Consider the following 14,844-nt stretch of genomic DNA (forward strand, 5'->3'; position numbering starts at 1 on the left):
GTGCGCGGGCCCGCTCCGCGCCGTTGAACCCAAGTCGCCCGTGAGTGAGGAGAGTTCGTGTCATCGTCCGCGCGCCCCTTCCGTTTCGGCGTCAACCTGCTCTCCCCCGCGCCCGCCGACGCGTGGCGCGCGAAGTGCCGCCGGGCCGAGGAACTCGGCTACGACGTGATCCTGGTCCCCGACCATCTGGGCACGCCCGCCCCGTTCCCGTCCCTGGTGGCCGCGGCGGAGGCCACCGAGTGCCCCCGCCTGGGCACCTTCGTGCTCAACACCGGCTTCTGGAACCCCACGCTGCTGGCGCGCGAGGTGGCCGGCGCGGACGCCCTCACGGGCGGCCGCCTCGAACTCGGGCTCGGCACCGGGTACATCCGGGCGGAACACGACACAGCGGGCCTGCCCTGGGGCTCCGCGGGAGAGCGCGTCGCCCATCTCCTGCGCACGGTCGAGGAGATCGACCGGCTCCTCGGTTCGGACGACCACCAGCCGCGGGCCGTGCAGAAACCGCGCGTTCCCCTGCTGATCGGCGCGAACGGCGACCGGATGCTGCGGCTGGCCGCCGAGCACGCGGACATCGTCGCGTTCACCGGAGCGCGCACCACGCCGGGCGGGGCGCTGGAACCGCTGACCGCCGAGGAGCTCGACGAACGCGTCGCCGTGTACCGGGAGCACGCCGCGGGACGCGAGGAGCCCGCCGAGTGCAACCTGCTGATCCAGATCGTCGCCGTCACCGACGATCCCGGCGCCGCGATCCGGCCCTGGCTCTCCCGCCTTCCGGGGCTGACCGAGGACCGGGTCCTGGAACTGCCGATCGTCCTGGTGGGCACGTCGGAGCAGGTCGTGGAGCGGGTGCGGGCGCTGCGGGAGCGGTACGGGGTCTCCTACCTGACGGTGCTGGAGCCGGACATGGAGGTGTTCGCGCCTGTCGTGGAGGCGCTGCGCGGAACGTGAGACCGGCGGTCGGCGCCCGCCGGGGCGCGTCCGCGGCCATGTCCCGCGGCCTGCCCTCGGGCCGGTCCCGACGGACATGTCCCCGGGCGCGGCCGAGACATGTCCTTGCCCGCGCCCCGAGGCACGTCCTCGACAGGCCGCCCGGACCCTGCGTCCCAGATCGTGGAATTCCGGGTGGCCCCGCGGGGCGCGTGATGGGATCGGCGCATGACCGACCTGCTGATCCGGGCCGCGGCGCCCGAGGACCTCGACACCGTGCTGGCCTTCTGGAAGGCCGCCGCCGAGGGCACGAGCATCAGTGACGACCGGGACGGTGTGGAGCGGCTGATCGCCCGTGACCCCGAGGCGCTGATCCTGGCCGAGCGCGAGGGGGAGCTCGTGGGCACGGTGATCGCGGGCTTCGACGGCTGGCGCTGCCATCTGTACCGGCTGGCGGTCCATCCCGGGCGGCGGCGTCTCGGCATCGGCTCGGCGCTGCTCACCGCCGCCGAGGAACGGTTCGTACGGCTCGGGGGGCGGCGCGGGGACGCGATGGTGCTGCGACGGAACGAGACCGCGCAGCATGCGTGGCGGGCGGCCGGGTACGCGCCCGAGGAGGCATGGCGTCGGTGGGTGAAACCGCTCACCGGCTAGCCCCCACCGGAGGGACGCTTTGCTCATCCTTTACCATTGGAGGATCGTCAGATCACCACATCCTCCAACGGCTCAGTCGGTCCGCCGGCTCAGTCGGTCCAGTGAAAGGTGTGAGCGTCCGCCCATGGGCGAGCCTCCCAGTACCCGGCATCCCGGAGCCCGACATCGCGCGATCCCCCCGCCCCTGGCCGATCATGGGACGGAGGTGACCCGATGACCGAAGTGCTCCTCCTCCTGGTGGCAGTACTGCTCTCCCTGGCCTGCGGTGCCTTCGTCGCGGCGGAATTCTCGCTGACCACGGTCGAGCGCAGCGAGCTGCAGCGTGCCGTCGAACGCGGCGAGCGCGGCGCCTCGGGCGCCCTCAAGGCCGTACGGAACCTCACCTTCCAGCTCTCCGGCGCCCAGCTCGGCATCACCGTCACCAACCTGGTCGTCGGCATGCTCTCCGAGTCGTCGATCGCCAAGCTCATCTCGGGGCCCCTGGAGTCGGCCGGTATCTCCCCCTCCACGTCGATGTCGGTGGCCCTGGTCATCGGTACGGCGCTGTCGACCCTCTTCCTGATGGTCGTCGGCGAGCTGGTGCCCAAGAACTGGGCGATCTCCGCGCCGCTCGCCATGGCCAGGCGGGTGGCGACGCCGCAGCGCTGGTTCAGCGCCGCGTTCCGCCCGTTCATCACGCATCTCAACAACACCGCGAACCGTGTCGTACGCCGTTTCGGCCTCGAGCCCGCCGAGGAGCTGGCCTCCGCGCGCGGGCCCCAGGAGCTGGCGGCCCTCGCCCGGCACTCCGCCAAGCAGGGCGCCCTGGAGGCGGACACCGCGGAGCTCTTCGTGCGCACGCTGAACCTCGCCGACCTGTCCGCGGAGAACGTGATGACCCCGCGCGTCCAGGTCATCGCGCTGGACATCCAGGCGACCTGCGAGGACGTGGCGAACGCGACGCGGGCGACCGGCCTGTCCCGCTTCCCGGTCCACCGCGGCAGCCTCGACGCCGTCGTGGGCGTCGCGCACATCAAGGACGTACTGGCGCTGCCCGCCGAGCGCAGGGCCCGCACCGCCGTCTCCCAGATCATGCGCGAGCCCCTGTTCGTACCGGAGTCGCTGACCGTCGACCGGCTGCTCGACCGGCTCTCCGGCAAGCGCACCATGGCTGTGGTCATCGACGAGTACGGCGGCACGGCCGGGGTCGCCACCCTGGAGGACATCGTCGAGGAGGTCGTCGGCGAGGTCCGCGACGAGCACGACCCCCACGAGACCCCCGACCTGGCCCCGGCCGACACCGACAGCGAGGGGCGCAGCCTCTACTCGGCAGACGGGGCCGCCCGCACGGACCAGCTGGCCCGCCTCGGGCTGCGGGTCCCGGACGGCCCGTACGAGACGCTCGCCGGCTTCCTCGCGACCGAACTGGGCCGCATTCCGGCCGTCGGGGACAGCGTGGAGGTCGACGGGTGGTGGCTCCAGGTGGTGGACGCCTCGGGGCGGCGGGCCGCACGGGTGCTGCTGCACGCACCGCTCGACCGGCACGAGGAAGGGACGCGATGACCGCCGTACAACTGCTGATCGGCCTGGCGACGCTGGTCGTGAACGCCTTCTTCGTCGGCGCCGAGTTCGCGCTGATCTCGGTGCGCCGCAGCCAGATCGAACCCCATGCCGAGCAGGGCGACCGCAGGGCGCGCAGTGTGCTGTGGGGGCTGGAGCACGTGTCCGCGCTGCTGGCGGCCGCGCAACTGGGCATCACCCTGTGCACGCTGGTCCTCGGCATCGTGGCCGAACCCGCGATCGCGCACCTGCTGGAGCCGGTGTTCCACGCCGTGGGCGTGTCGCAGGGCGCGGGCCACGTGGTCTCGTTCGTGATCGCGCTCACCCTGGCGACGTATCTGCACATGCTGTTCGGCGAGATGGTCCCGAAGAACATCGCGCTCGCGGAGCCGGTGCGCACCGCGCTGCTGCTCGGTCCGCCGCTGGTCGCGCTCTCCCGCGCCCTGCGTCCGGTGATCTTCACCGTCAACGCCTTCGCCAACGGCCTGCTGAAGCTGCTGCGGGTCGAGACGAAGGACGAGGTCGCCGCGGCCTTCTCCGACGACGAACTGGCCCGGCTGGTCAAGGACTCCGGAGCGGCCGGGCTCATCGACGACCGCGCCCAGGAGCGGCTGCACGACGTCCTGGAGCTCGGACGCCGGCCCGTGCGCGATGTCGTCCTCCCGCTGGAGCGCGTCGTGTACGCGAGCGTGGGCGTCACCCCCGAGGGGCTGGAGCGGCTGTCCGCCGAGTCCGGGTTCTCGCGCTTCCCCGTGGTGGACGAGGGGCGCCGCATCGTCGGCTATCTGCACGTCAAGGACGCGCTGGACGCGATGCCGCGCGATGTGCCGTTCCGGGTGCAGGACATGCGGCCCATCGCGCGTGTCCGGGAGAGCACCCCCCTGGACGACGTGCTCACCGCGATGCGGCGCAGCCGGACGCATCTCGCGGGGGTCATGGGCAGCGACGGACGTCTGGCGGGGCTGGTGACGATGGAGGACGTGCTGCGGGAGCTGTTCGATCAGGTGGTGTGACCCGTCGGTCGGTGCGGGGCGGCCGAGAGGCCGGCCCGCACGCCGGGCGTCTCATACCGGGCGCCAAGCGCCGTGAGGCCCGACCGACCGACGAGTATGCGTGCGGGTTACCATCTTTTCCGCCATGCAGACGAATGCCACCTACACCAGTCTTGTCGCGGTCGGCGACTCCTTCACCGAGGGCATGTCGGACCTGTTGCCCGACGGCTCGTACCGCGGCTGGGCCGACATCCTGGCCGGCCGGATGGCCGCCCTGGCCCCCGGCTTCCGCTATGCCAACCTCGCGGTGCGCGGCAAACTCATCGGGCAGATCGTGGCCGAGCAGGTGGACGTGGCGGTCGCGATGCGTCCCGACGTGATCACCCTGGTCGGCGGCCTCAACGACACCCTGCGTCCCAAGGTCGACATGGGGCGGGTCCGCGGGCTGCTGGAGGAGGCCGTGGAGCGTCTCGCCCCCGCCTGCGAGCAGCTCGTCCTGATGCGCAGCCCGGGCCGCAACGGTCCGGTGCTCGAACGGTTCCGGCCGCGCATGGAGGAGCTCTTCGGCGTCGTCGACGACCTGGCGAAGCGGCACGGCGCGCTGGTGGTCGACCTGTACGGGGCACCGTCGCTCTCCGATCCCCGGATGTGGGACGTGGACCGGCTGCATCTGACGGCCGACGGGCACCGCCGGGTCGCGGAGGCCGTCTGGCAGACGCTCGGCCTCGCGCCGGAGGACCCCGACTGGCACGCGCCGGTGCCGCCCACGGCACCGCCCGGCTGGACGGCCCGCCGCACCGCCGACGTCCGCTTCGCCAAGCAGCACCTGCTGCCGTGGATAGGCCGCCGGCTCACGGGCCGCTCGTCGGGGGACGGACGCCCGGCCAAACGGCCGGAGCTGCTGCCGTACGAGGGCCCGCTGGGGTAGGCATGCCGTTGCCGTACGACGGCCCGCCGACGTAGACATACCGTTGCCCTACGAAGGCCCGCCGACGTAGACATACCGTTGCCCTACGAAGGCCCGCCGACGTAGTCCGTCGTCGTACGGAGGCCGGCGGGCGTGGGTGTACCCCGTGCCCCACGAAGATCCGCCGGGGCGGAATCCCGCTCGGGCCGGCCGGAGCGCCGCCCAGGGCGGAAGGGAGTCCCGTGCCCACCACCGTGATCAGTCTCAAGGGCCGCATCCACGAATTCGGCCCCCGGCTCGAACACGCCCCCGCCGACCTCGTCCATGTCGGCCGCCGCTGGACCATGGGCCACTGGGACCTCCCGCGGCACCCGCTCGCCAACCCGTTCGTCTACGACACCGCCACCCGCAGGCGCGACGGAACCCGCGCCGAGGTCATGGAGAAGTACCGGGCCCATCTGCTCGGACACCCGGAGCTCCTCGACCGGGTGAGCGCCCTGCGCGGCATGATCCTGGCATGCTGGTGCGCGCCCGAACTGTGCCACGGCGACGTCCTCGCGGAGCTGGCCGACGCCCGGTAGCACCGCGCGGCCGGCCCGGCCCAAGGCGCTCTCGTAGCTTCCGCCAACAAACCCCCCGGCGCTGGCCTGCAGGAATCGCCAGTAGAATCCATCCACTGTTCTACAGGCTCAGTCATGTGTGCAGGTCAGACGTGGTGCTATTGCCCTTCCGGAAGATCAAATCTCACAGATTCTCACAACAGGGCTTTTTGATCTCCGGTATGGAACACGTCGAGCGCATTGGCCGCAGCCCGCATGTCCTCCGGGGCGATGTGCACGTACTTCTTCTTCGTGAAGGCCGCGTTCGTGTGGCCGGCCCACGCGGCGAGGATGACGTCAGGCACCCCTGACACGGCCAGTGCCGTGAGGACGGAGTGCCGCGCGTCGTACAGCCGCACTCTTCTGAGGTCGTGCTCCCGCATCAGCCGGTAGGCGTGCTCACGCAGCTGCCGCGTGTTGAGCGGCATCCCGAGTTCGTTGACGACGACGTAGCCGGTATCCGTGTACGCCTCGCCGGCCGCCAGCTTCTCCGCAGCCTGCCGGGCGCGCAACTGCCGCAGCGCCTCCCATGGACCGTTCGGCAACGGCAGGGCCCGCTCCCCGGAAGCCGTCTTCGTGTCCTTCTCCAGCACGATGTGATTGCCGATCATCGTCCGCGTGTTCTCGATCGACAGCAGCCCGTCGACCAGGTTCACGTCCGTCCACCGCTGGCCGCACACCTCGGCCGGGCGCAGCCCCATCAGGCTGAGCAGCAGCGGGGCGAACAGTCGGTCGCCGGAGATCCCGCGGATGAACGTCTGCACCTCGGCCACAGACCAGGGCTTCGGCTTGTCGCGCTCCCGCTTGTCGGTCTTCTTGTCGGCGAGCGACGGCCGCACCGCGGCGGCCACGTTCACGCTGACCAGCCTGCGGACCACAGCCCGACCGAGGGCGCCCCGTAGCCGGATCAGGATCCCCTCGACGGTCGAAACCGCCAGACGCGTACCCGGCTCCCCACCCTTCCGACGTCCGGCCGCGACCAGCTCGTCGACGAAGTCGCGCACGTGATCCTCAGTCAGCTCCTGCAGCCGGATGTGCCCGAGGTCGTCGTAGACGTGGATGAGGGCGAGCCGGTACGCCCGGATCGTCGTCTCCTCGACGTCACGCCGCTTGAACTCCAGCCACTGATCCAGCCACTCCCCCAGCGTGATTTTGCTGGGGGTGACGAACGAGCCGGCCTTCCGCTCGTGGGCGATCCGGTCCCGCTCCTCACGGCACGCCTTCGCCGTGTCCCGCGTGACGGTGAGCTGCACCCGCTTGCCGTTCTCGTCGCGGCCCGCGTCGACCATCAGGCGATAACGGACCTTGCCGTTCGCCAGGACGATCCGCTTCGGCTCAGCCATCGGTACCCCTGTTGGGCGGGTACTTCCACACCGGCTCGCCCTTCTCATCCCAACTGAAGGAGCCGCGCACGTTCCCCTCTTCGCGGTAGGCCTTCATCTGCTCGGGGCTGTACTGCTCACCTCCGGGACGGAGCGGACGCAGCCACGCCGGACGGCCGTACAGGTTGTACTCCATCCACTGATCCTCGGGGTGCCGCCCCGGCGCGAACTTCAGGGGCGTTCGGCCGTCCGCCCACTCCCACGCCGCGAGCGCTGGCACCTGGCCGGCACCGCTGACAGCGACAGGGGTGTCGGGCTTCTCGGTGAAGGGCAGCAGGAGCGCGGAAGGGCTCACGCCGAAAACCACCGCCAGGGCAACCAATTCATCTGCGGTGACAAGCCGTTCCCCTTTCTCCATCCGGGTGACCCCAGAGGCAGGGATGGCACGGCCGGCACGCTCAAGGGCGCCGGACAGCTGACGGGTGGTGAGGCCTCGACGCTCCCTCAGACGCGCGATGTTCGCGGCCACGGTCTGGCCGGTGGGTCCTACCTCGATGGCGCGTCGACCGCGCTGCTGCTCTGCCATGGAAGACAGATTAAGCAACAAGCGTGACCTTGTTGTGGGCCCGGTGTCGGGTGCTACAGTCTCCATAGATCCAGCATAGGATCATTTGGTCCCAGTAAGCAACACACGTTCTTAGAAGGGAGTAGACGGTGCAGGAAGAGTTCCTGTCTCCCAAGGAAGTCAGCGAGCGCTACCCCGTCCTCGGAGGCGTGCACGCGCTCGCGGAACGACGGTGGCGCGGTGAAGGCCCCGCCTACATCAAGACCGGCAAGGGCCGAGGAGGTCGCGTCTTCTACCGGATCAGCACCATCGAGGACTTCCTCACGGAGTGCACGGTCAGCCCGAGGAGTGCCGCATGAGGAAGACACAGCCCACCCTCGCCGACGTCCGGAAGTGGCCTGCCACGGTGAGCCTGCCCAAGGCGGCCAGTGCGCTCGGCTGCAGCCCCCGGCATCTGCAAGAGCGCGTCCGTCGAGGCGACAGCCCCGTCAAGACGCTGCCCTTCGGCAACCGAAACGTAGTCATCACAGCCGACCTGATCAGGCTGCTGTCCGGGGAGGCCAGGGAAGCCGCATGAACCCGGAAAACAACGAACCCCGACACGTCGCAGGTGCCGGGGGTCGTAGAAGCAACGCGGTCGTCGCTGACGACAGCATGCCACAGGGCACCGACAGGTCGCGACAGGCCGGCAAGGGTCCGCAGAAAGTGCGTACCCCTGGAACAGGCCGACAGACTGTCGGCCTGTCGGCCTGGCCCGTACTGATCATCCCGTCAGGCCGCAAGATCCCAGACCCGACTGGAGAGACCTTCGGTCTGTTGACGGTCGTCGCCTATGCGGGCCACAACGCTGCACACAGAGCCATGTGGGACTGCGCCTGCGAATGCGGCGAGAAGGTGACCGTCCGCTGGGATCACCTTCGCGACGGCGGTACCCAGTCCTGCGGGTGCCTGTCGAAGCGTCGGATGGCTGTCCTCAACCGCACGCACGGCAAGTCGGGTACGCCCCTGTACCGGGTGTGGCGCGGCATGATCGACCGCTGCGAGAACAAGAATAATGCGAACTTCCAGCACTACGGAGGCCGCGGGATAGTGGTCTGCGCCGAGTGGCGGAAATCCTTCGAGGCGTTCGAGCGGGACATGGGGCCGGGATACCGCGCCGGCCTGTCGATCGACCGGATCAACAACTCCCTCGGCTACTTCGCGAGCAACTGCCGCTGGGCAACGGACACCGAGCAGAACCGAAACCGGCGCTTCAACCGGCTGATCACGTTCGAGGGAGAGACGCGCTGCCTGGCCGAGTGGGCAGAGCTGGCCGGGATCAAGTACAGCACCCTCTCGCAACGCCTCAACCGGGGTTGGTCCGTGGATCGTGCATTCGCAGAGCTCCAGCCGCGACGAGCGAAGGGTGCGCACTCTGTACGCACCCCTGCCGGAAAGGGGTGATCAGGTTGGGAGTTCGCCTGATCGTCGAGATCCTCGACCACTGGCAGGACGTCGGCCTGACGCCTGGCGAGCGCGGCGACCTGATCGTGCTGGCCGAGAACGCCAACGACTCCAGCCGCGAGACCTGGGGTGCCGTCCACGCCCCGCACATCCTGAAGCGCGCCGGCAAGACAGCTCCGTCCTGGCGGATCTCCGTCAACCGACTGATGAAGAAGAAGGCCCTGGAGTTCGCCAAGCGCGACGGCAAGGAGGTGCGCGGCTACACCGGCCAGCACGCCGTGTACCGGCTCGTCGAGCTGTGCCCCGACCCCCCGCACAGCGGCTACAAGGGCCACTGCACCAAGCCCGTTGCGGGGTCCTCCGAGGACCTTGCAAACGGCGACAGAGGTCCTGACGGGACCTCTGTGGAGGACAGCCCGCCCTCCCCGGAAGAGGGTTATCCCTCAGCTAACGCAGTCGGTGAAGATCCAGAAGAGGGTTATCTGACAGCTAACCCTGAGGGTTATCTGACAGCTAACGCAGTCGACGGACTGGGTTATCTGACAGCTACAGAGAGGGTTAGCGGACAGCTAACCCCTACTCCTCTTGTCTCCTCTTTTGATCTCTCCTCTAAAGACTCCCCCTCCTCCTCCGCGGCTGAGGAGTCCGGAGACGTGACCGACACGGTCACGACCGAGGAGGGAGGCGGAGGCGGGAATCTCTCTTCTTCAGAAGATCAAGAACAAGACAAGCCGATCGCCCGCGCCGAGTCCTTCGTCGACAGCCTCGACTACCGAGGCAAGCAGCCAGGACAGACACGGCGAGCCAAGCTCTCCATGCGCGTCGTTGCCGCCTTCAAGGACGGATGGACCGAGAGCGGGCTCCGCCGCTACCTCGACATCAGCGACGACCCCACCGTCCGTTCGCCTGCCTCCGTGTACCTGCACCGGCTGTCCGACGAGGAACTGCCGGACGCAGCCGTGGGCGTATCCCAACAGCTACCGCCCGCCTGCTGGGACTGCCTCGGCCGCAACCCGGCAGCAGCCACCGATCTGGCCCTGCGCGTCAACCCAATCACGTGCGACCCGTGCACCAACTGCCACCCGGCAGCGACCGAGCAGGCTGCCGAGGTGCCGGACGCCTGCCAGCCCTGCCTCGAAGAGAACCCGGCCGCCAGGACCAACGTCCGCATGCGCTACCGGATCATCGACGGCACCCACCAGGCCTGCCCCGACTGCAACCCGAAGCGGATCGCGATCCTTGCCGCCCAGAACGGCCAGCAGGACGGCGCCGACGGCGGCATGTGGGACCGGGCCATGGACCGAGCCCAGCAGCGCATGCAGACCGGCCAGACGCTCACCGGCACCGACGCGAAGGTCGCCGGCTGGATGGCCATCAGCCGCCAGCTGGCGGCTGAGGAGAAGCGGCCGAAGCTCGGCCGCAACTACGACAACAGCGTCTGGCGGCAACCCGCCGACCCCGTCAAGGCGGCGAAGATCCCGCACTGCGGCAACCCCAACTGCGACCCCGTCACACGCCTGAAGACCGAACCCGACTGGACCGGCGAGGAGCACACCGCCATCTGCGGCAAATGCCACCCCGCCATGCAGATCTGAACGGAGCACCAGTGACCAGCCACGTCGAGCAGCAGGTGCAGGCCCGTATCGCCGCGGCCAAGCAGCGGCAGGAGGACATGCGGCGCCGGCGTGCCGAGCTGGATGCAACGCGGCGCCGCGGGCTGGCGGCACGCCACGCTCAGAAGCTCCGCAACCTCAGTCGTGTCGATACGGCCACGACTGCCGACTCCAACCGTGGCGATATGAACACGGTTGACGAGGGCCAGCTGTGAGCGCCCGGTCCCGCCACCGGTGCGTGGTGTGCGACCGCCCGCTCAAGGCCGGCAAGGGCAGGCCGTGCGTGCGTGGGTGTGGTGCCCGCCTATGCCGTGCCCCGCACCTACCCCAGTGCAGTGACGTACACGGGGGCCAGTGCCCCAACCACGACATCCCCCAGGAGGTAGCAGCATGACCAACCAGGAGCGCATGCGTGCCCTGCTCGACCAGCGCGCCCAGCAGGCAGGAAGGCGCAGCGAGCAGCAGCACAGCAAGCAGGCCAACGCCCTTGCCCGAGACATGTGGTGGGCGACCAGGCGCAGCAGCAAGATGCGCAGCCGTCAGCGGAGGTGCGCGTGAGCCGGCCTCGCGTCGTCGACGTCCCGATGAGCCAGCCGGGCCAGCTCGCCGCGTTCGTCGCCCGGTTCGCGGTGGACCCGACGTGCCCGGAGTGCGGAGGACCCGCCGAGCTGGACTCTGGACCGGACGGCACTGTCGACGTGGCCATCGAGCACCGCGACGGCTGCAAGCTGCTCGGTAAGCGGTAAAACCGCAGGTCAGGGGCATGATCGCTAGAAAAAGTGGATCTTTGAGTGGATCATGAACGACCCCGCCCACCGTGAACTCAATCTATCCCCCCGCAAAAACCACAAGGGCCCCAAGATGATCTTGGGGCCCCGAATTAAGGCGAAAGGTTCCGAGTTATGCCCGACTCCGAGCGTTACCCCTACGGGGCCGGTCACCGCAAGGCCCGCACGAAGGCGCTGGGTCAGTTGCAGGAGGGGGAGCCGTGTCCGTTCTGCTCTCGTCCGATGTACTTGGACCAGGATCTCGACTTCGACCACATGGTACCGCTGGTGGAGGGCGGTGCACAGGGGCCGCGCAGGTTGACTCATGCTTCGTGTAACCGTGCTGCGGGGGCGAGGTTGGGGAATCGGCGCCGGAGGCAGGGGAAGCGGCCTGTAGCGGCTCCCGTGACCCCCGTGGCTCCTGCGGCCCGCACGACGGATCCTCCGGTGCCTGGCGCTCTCTGCTATCGCTGCGGGCAGCCGTTGTTGGCTGGGCAGCCGTTGCGGTCGGGAGCGGCTGCCTATGGCGACGCCGCGGTGTGGTGGCACACCCGTTGCACCGTCTGGGGCGTGTCGGTTCCCGTGGATCGCCTGTAGCACTTCCGTGCTAGCACATTCCGGCGTACCGTGATCGATAGCTCCATCTGGCGCGGCCTCTGGCACTGAGGCTTGACGCTGGCGGCCTGGCACTGGCCCCGCAGATGAGATGCAAGTCCTGGCACTGGACGACACCACGTCAACCAGCGACGCCTTCGCCCCTGGCACTGGAGCGCGCGACGCGCACACCCACCAGGGGAAACCTGTGTCTTCCACGTCCAATTCGCAGACGGCTGCGATGTTCCAGCGGCTGATCGGCAAGCGCGAGCAGACCGCGAGGGATCGCGAGAACGTCATCGCCAGGCGCGCCGCCATAACGGCCGTTGCCGAAGAAGAGGCCCGCGACTACCTGCATCCGGAAGAGGATGCGGAGTTCCGCGAGCTCACCGGCTACGTCAAGCGCCTCGACGAGGATCTGAAGCGCCTCGATCAGCGGATCGCCGAGCTTTCCGACGAGGCGGAGCGGTCCGCGACCATCTCTGACGGCGCGGCAGCTGTGCAGCGGGCCCGTACCCGCGTCGAGACTGTTCGTGAGGGCCGCACCTACGAGCAGGGCAACGGCCGCTCGTATCTCCAGGACATGATGCGTGTCCAGCTGAACATGGACGTTGACGGCGGTTCTCGCGAGCGTCTGCAGCGTCACGCGCGGGACGTCGCGGAGGCTGCCGCGAGTCCCGAGTACCGGGATCTCACACGCACCGATGGGGCCGGCGGTTTCGCGGTCCCGCCGCTGTGGCTGATGTCGCAGTACGTCGACCTCGCCCGTGCCGGCCGCGCCTACGCGAACGTCTGCAACACGCAGCCCCTGCCCGCGGGTACGGACTCCATCAACATCCCGAAGATGTCGACGGGTACGGCCACCGCGGTGCAGACCGCGGACAACGGCGCGGTCCAGGAGACCGATCTGACGGACACGTCCGTGACGGCGCCGGTTCGCACGATCGCCGGCCAGCAGGACGTCGCGATCCAGTTGCTGGATCAGTCGCCGGTCAGCTTCGATCAGATCGTGTTCCGGGACCTGGTCGCCGACTTCGCGACGAAGCTGGACGTGCAGGTCATCGCCGGTACCGGAACGTCCGGGCAGGTGACCGGGATCCGGTCGACAGCGGGCATCACGACGATCGCGTACACGTCGGCGACGCCGACCGTGGCCCAGCTGTACTCGAAGCTCGCGGACGCGGTGCAGCGCGTGCACACCCTGCGGTTCATGCCGCCGACCGTGATCGTGATGCATCCGCGCCGGTGGGCGTGGTTCCTGGCCGCTTCCGACTCCGCGGGCCGCCCTCTGGTCGTTCCGGACGCGGGCAACCCGCAGAACGCTGTGGCGACGCTCGGCGCGGTCGCGGCCGAGCAGGTGGTGGGCCAGATGCACGGCTTGCCCGTGGTGACGGACCCGTCGATGCCGACGACGCTCGGCGCGGGCACGAACGAGGACGTCATCCACATCGTCCGCGCTTCGGATCTGCTGCTGTTCGAGTCGGGCATCCGCTCGCGGGTCCTCCCCGACGTCGGCTCCGGCAACCTCACGGTCCGCCTCCAGGTGTACGGCTACCTCGCGTTCACTGCCGGCCGGTACCCGACTTCTGTGGTCGAGCTGGGCGGAAGCGGCCTCGCGGCACCATCGTTCTGAGCCCCTGAGCTGCGGGTTTGGGTGTCGAGGACTGACGGGCCTCGGGCCGCTGGAGTGCCACCCGGTCCTAGACCGGGTCCGGCGGCAACACCCGCTCGCATGGCCGCGCCGCCTGTCGCGCGGCCCCTGCTGGCCGGGGGTCCCTGAGGGTCGATCCCCGGCCAGCTCATAACTGCATTTGCGCATGTTGTCGGAGTGACGTTGCGTGTTACCGTCATTTCAGGTAGGCGTTCTCGGTCTTGGACCGCGTAGCCGGACTGTCACGGCGTTGACTTGGGGGCACCCGGTCGGCGAACCGCTCTGGGTTCGGTGAAGCACACAACGGACTGTGGCGTAACGCGGAAGTTGACATTGCTCGGCCGCCGGTCGCGAGAAGGCGCCGGTCCCGGGCAGGTGTCTGAATTTCAGACACCTGTGGTGGCGAGCGAACTCCCGTCGAGACAACAGCGCAGCAGCGCGGTCTTCGATGAGGAGCCTTCCCTATGTCCGATCCATCCCGTACCGCAGCGGCCAGGGCCGCCACGAAGCGCTACGCGGCCGAACGCAACGCCTCCGACCCGGTGAAGCTGGGGAAGGCTGTGCGCGTCGTACAGGCCGCCCTGGAACGCCGCACGCTCGATCTGACGGACCTACTGCCGTGGGACGGTGCGGCGCCCGTCGAGACGCGTTCCGGTGGCGGTGAGCGCCGATGAACTGGAACGAGTACCTGGAAGCGTGCAAAGCGTGGGAGGCGGGCCGCCGCGAGGCGGTGATCGAAGCCCACATGGCTATGCGCAGGAAAGCGGGCAACACCAACCATGTCCTGCAGTACGAGGACTTGGGGTACCGAGCCGGCATTGCTGCCGGCGCTGAGTATGAGCGGCAGGTTCTCCGTCCGGCGTGGGAGGGCGTTCCCGGGTTCTGCAACACCGCCCGTCTCCTGTACATACGCGAGGCGGATCTTCCGCTCGCCGCACGATCGGATCTCGTCTCGTGAGCCGGGTCGAGTACGCGGCGGGCGACGATCCGCTGTACGGGCCGAACCCGCTCACGGTGCGTGGAGTGTTCCCTCCGAGCTGGGGCGAGATGCCCGACGGCGATGTGGCCCTCCGGCGGTGGGTTGAGGCGAACGCGCTGCGGGACGGGGCCGCCAAGGGCTGCCTGTCGTCGATCCGGATCGTCTTGGAGCGGCGCCGCGAGGATCCGGCGGCTGTCCGGGAGCGGGCCGCGGTCGAGGCGGCGATCCGGCTTCGGCGTGAGCATCTGGCGGCAAGGATGCTGCCCGCTTCTGACGGTCGGGGGTGATCCGG

General features: G+C 69.2%; 19 protein-coding genes. 17 read left to right on the forward strand and 2 right to left on the reverse strand.

Annotated features, from left to right (window positions below):
- The first annotated feature begins 57 nt into the window (after positions 1-57).
- The 6 genes from OHB41_RS07710 to OHB41_RS07735 all read left to right on the forward strand — a co-directional run bounded on the left by OHB41_RS07710 (position 58) and on the right by OHB41_RS07735 (position 5,600).
- Positions 58-948: an LLM class F420-dependent oxidoreductase gene (locus OHB41_RS07710; protein WP_266697203.1), complete on the forward strand. Its 891-nt coding sequence runs from the start codon at positions 58-60 to the stop codon at positions 946-948.
- Positions 949-1,155: 207 nt separating this feature from the next.
- Entirely contained in the window at positions 1,156-1,581 is a 426-nt protein-coding gene (locus OHB41_RS07715) for a GNAT family N-acetyltransferase (RefSeq protein ID WP_266697204.1), read from the forward strand.
- A gap of 213 nt (positions 1,582-1,794) precedes the next feature.
- Entirely contained in the window at positions 1,795-3,123 is a 1,329-nt protein-coding gene (locus OHB41_RS07720) for a hemolysin family protein (protein ID WP_266697205.1), read from the forward strand.
- Positions 3,120-4,133, forward strand: coding sequence for a hemolysin family protein (locus OHB41_RS07725; RefSeq protein ID WP_266697206.1), 1,014 nt, complete (start codon positions 3,120-3,122; stop codon positions 4,131-4,133). The genes OHB41_RS07720 and OHB41_RS07725 overlap by 4 nt, the downstream gene beginning before the upstream one ends.
- Before the next feature lie 124 nt (positions 4,134-4,257).
- Entirely contained in the window at positions 4,258-5,040 is a 783-nt protein-coding gene (locus OHB41_RS07730; protein ID WP_266697207.1) for an SGNH/GDSL hydrolase family protein, read from the forward strand.
- A gap of 221 nt (positions 5,041-5,261) precedes the next feature.
- Complete coding sequence (locus OHB41_RS07735; protein WP_266697208.1) at positions 5,262-5,600, forward strand: DUF4326 domain-containing protein; 339 nt, start codon at positions 5,262-5,264, stop codon at positions 5,598-5,600.
- A 173-nt stretch (positions 5,601-5,773) separates the two neighbouring features.
- Here the strand turns inward: OHB41_RS07735 and OHB41_RS07740 are convergent, their stop codons facing one another.
- Together OHB41_RS07740 and OHB41_RS07745 are read right to left on the reverse strand one after the other, a co-directional pair.
- Positions 5,774-6,961, reverse strand: a complete 1,188-nt coding sequence (locus OHB41_RS07740) for a tyrosine-type recombinase/integrase (protein ID WP_266697209.1) — start codon at positions 6,959-6,961, stop codon at positions 5,774-5,776.
- Positions 6,954-7,469 carry a helix-turn-helix domain-containing protein gene (locus tag OHB41_RS07745; protein ID WP_266697210.1) on the reverse strand — a complete coding sequence of 172 codons (516 nt, stop codon included), beginning with the start codon at positions 7,467-7,469 and terminating at the stop codon, positions 6,954-6,956. Before OHB41_RS07745 ends, OHB41_RS07740 begins: the two co-directional genes overlap by 8 nt.
- Before the next feature lie 185 nt (positions 7,470-7,654).
- Between OHB41_RS07745 and OHB41_RS07750 the strand changes: the two genes are divergently transcribed.
- The 11 genes from OHB41_RS07750 (at position 7,655) to OHB41_RS07800 (ending at position 14,839) form a co-directional block, all read left to right on the forward strand.
- Entirely contained in the window at positions 7,655-7,864 is a 210-nt protein-coding gene (locus OHB41_RS07750) for a DNA-binding protein (protein ID WP_266697211.1), read from the forward strand.
- Positions 7,861-8,082, forward strand: a complete 222-nt coding sequence (locus OHB41_RS07755; protein WP_266697212.1) for a DNA-binding protein — start codon at positions 7,861-7,863, stop codon at positions 8,080-8,082. The genes OHB41_RS07750 and OHB41_RS07755 overlap by 4 nt, the downstream gene beginning before the upstream one ends.
- Entirely contained in the window at positions 8,079-8,948 is an 870-nt protein-coding gene (locus OHB41_RS07760) for a hypothetical protein (protein WP_266697213.1), read from the forward strand. Before OHB41_RS07755 ends, OHB41_RS07760 begins: the two co-directional genes overlap by 4 nt.
- 5 nt (positions 8,949-8,953) lie before the next feature.
- Positions 8,954-10,543: a hypothetical protein gene (locus OHB41_RS07765; RefSeq protein WP_266697214.1), complete on the forward strand. Its 1,590-nt coding sequence runs from the start codon at positions 8,954-8,956 to the stop codon at positions 10,541-10,543.
- Between the two features lie 11 nt (positions 10,544-10,554).
- On the forward strand, positions 10,555-10,776 hold the full coding sequence (locus OHB41_RS07770) for a hypothetical protein (protein WP_266697215.1): 222 nt from the start codon (positions 10,555-10,557) through the stop codon (positions 10,774-10,776).
- A 175-nt stretch (positions 10,777-10,951) separates the two neighbouring features.
- Positions 10,952-11,119, forward strand: a complete 168-nt coding sequence (locus tag OHB41_RS07775; protein ID WP_266697216.1) for a hypothetical protein — start codon at positions 10,952-10,954, stop codon at positions 11,117-11,119.
- Complete coding sequence (locus OHB41_RS07780; protein WP_266697217.1) at positions 11,116-11,307, forward strand: hypothetical protein; 192 nt, start codon at positions 11,116-11,118, stop codon at positions 11,305-11,307. Before OHB41_RS07775 ends, OHB41_RS07780 begins: the two co-directional genes overlap by 4 nt.
- A gap of 823 nt (positions 11,308-12,130) precedes the next feature.
- Positions 12,131-13,555, forward strand: a complete 1,425-nt coding sequence (locus tag OHB41_RS07785; RefSeq protein ID WP_266697218.1) for a phage major capsid protein — start codon at positions 12,131-12,133, stop codon at positions 13,553-13,555.
- Between the two features lie 482 nt (positions 13,556-14,037).
- Positions 14,038-14,247: a hypothetical protein gene (locus tag OHB41_RS07790; RefSeq protein WP_266697219.1), complete on the forward strand. Its 210-nt coding sequence runs from the start codon at positions 14,038-14,040 to the stop codon at positions 14,245-14,247.
- A complete protein-coding gene (locus tag OHB41_RS07795) occupies positions 14,244-14,531 on the forward strand; it encodes a hypothetical protein (protein ID WP_266697220.1) in 288 nt (95 codons plus the stop codon). The genes OHB41_RS07790 and OHB41_RS07795 overlap by 4 nt, the downstream gene beginning before the upstream one ends.
- The gene (locus OHB41_RS07800; RefSeq protein WP_266697221.1) at positions 14,528-14,839 is read left to right on the forward strand and encodes a hypothetical protein; all 312 of its coding nucleotides are present in this window, start codon (positions 14,528-14,530) and stop codon (positions 14,837-14,839) included. The genes OHB41_RS07795 and OHB41_RS07800 overlap by 4 nt, the downstream gene beginning before the upstream one ends.
- The last annotated feature ends 5 nt before the right edge of the window (positions 14,840-14,844 follow it).

This window comes from Streptomyces sp. NBC_01571 (assembly GCF_026339875.1).
Lineage (GTDB): Bacteria > Actinomycetota > Actinomycetes > Streptomycetales > Streptomycetaceae > Streptomyces.

Coding starts and splice junctions, on each gene's coding strand:
- OHB41_RS07715 (WP_266697204.1), top strand. CDS start 1,156: ATGACCGACCTGCTGATCCGGGCCGCGGCGCCCGAGGACCTCGACACC.
- OHB41_RS07795 (WP_266697220.1), top strand. CDS start 14,244: ATGAACTGGAACGAGTACCTGGAAGCGTGCAAAGCGTGGGAGGCGGGC.
- OHB41_RS07755 (WP_266697212.1), top strand. CDS start 7,861: ATGAGGAAGACACAGCCCACCCTCGCCGACGTCCGGAAGTGGCCTGCC.
- OHB41_RS07730 (WP_266697207.1), top strand. CDS start 4,258: ATGCAGACGAATGCCACCTACACCAGTCTTGTCGCGGTCGGCGACTCC.
- OHB41_RS07775 (WP_266697216.1), top strand. CDS start 10,952: ATGACCAACCAGGAGCGCATGCGTGCCCTGCTCGACCAGCGCGCCCAG.
- OHB41_RS07790 (WP_266697219.1), top strand. CDS start 14,038: ATGTCCGATCCATCCCGTACCGCAGCGGCCAGGGCCGCCACGAAGCGC.
- OHB41_RS07725 (WP_266697206.1), top strand. CDS start 3,120: ATGACCGCCGTACAACTGCTGATCGGCCTGGCGACGCTGGTCGTGAAC.
- OHB41_RS07720 (WP_266697205.1), top strand. CDS start 1,795: ATGACCGAAGTGCTCCTCCTCCTGGTGGCAGTACTGCTCTCCCTGGCC.
- OHB41_RS07740 (WP_266697209.1), bottom strand. CDS start 6,961: ATGGCTGAGCCGAAGCGGATCGTCCTGGCGAACGGCAAGGTCCGTTAT.
- OHB41_RS07760 (WP_266697213.1), top strand. CDS start 8,079: ATGAACCCGGAAAACAACGAACCCCGACACGTCGCAGGTGCCGGGGGT.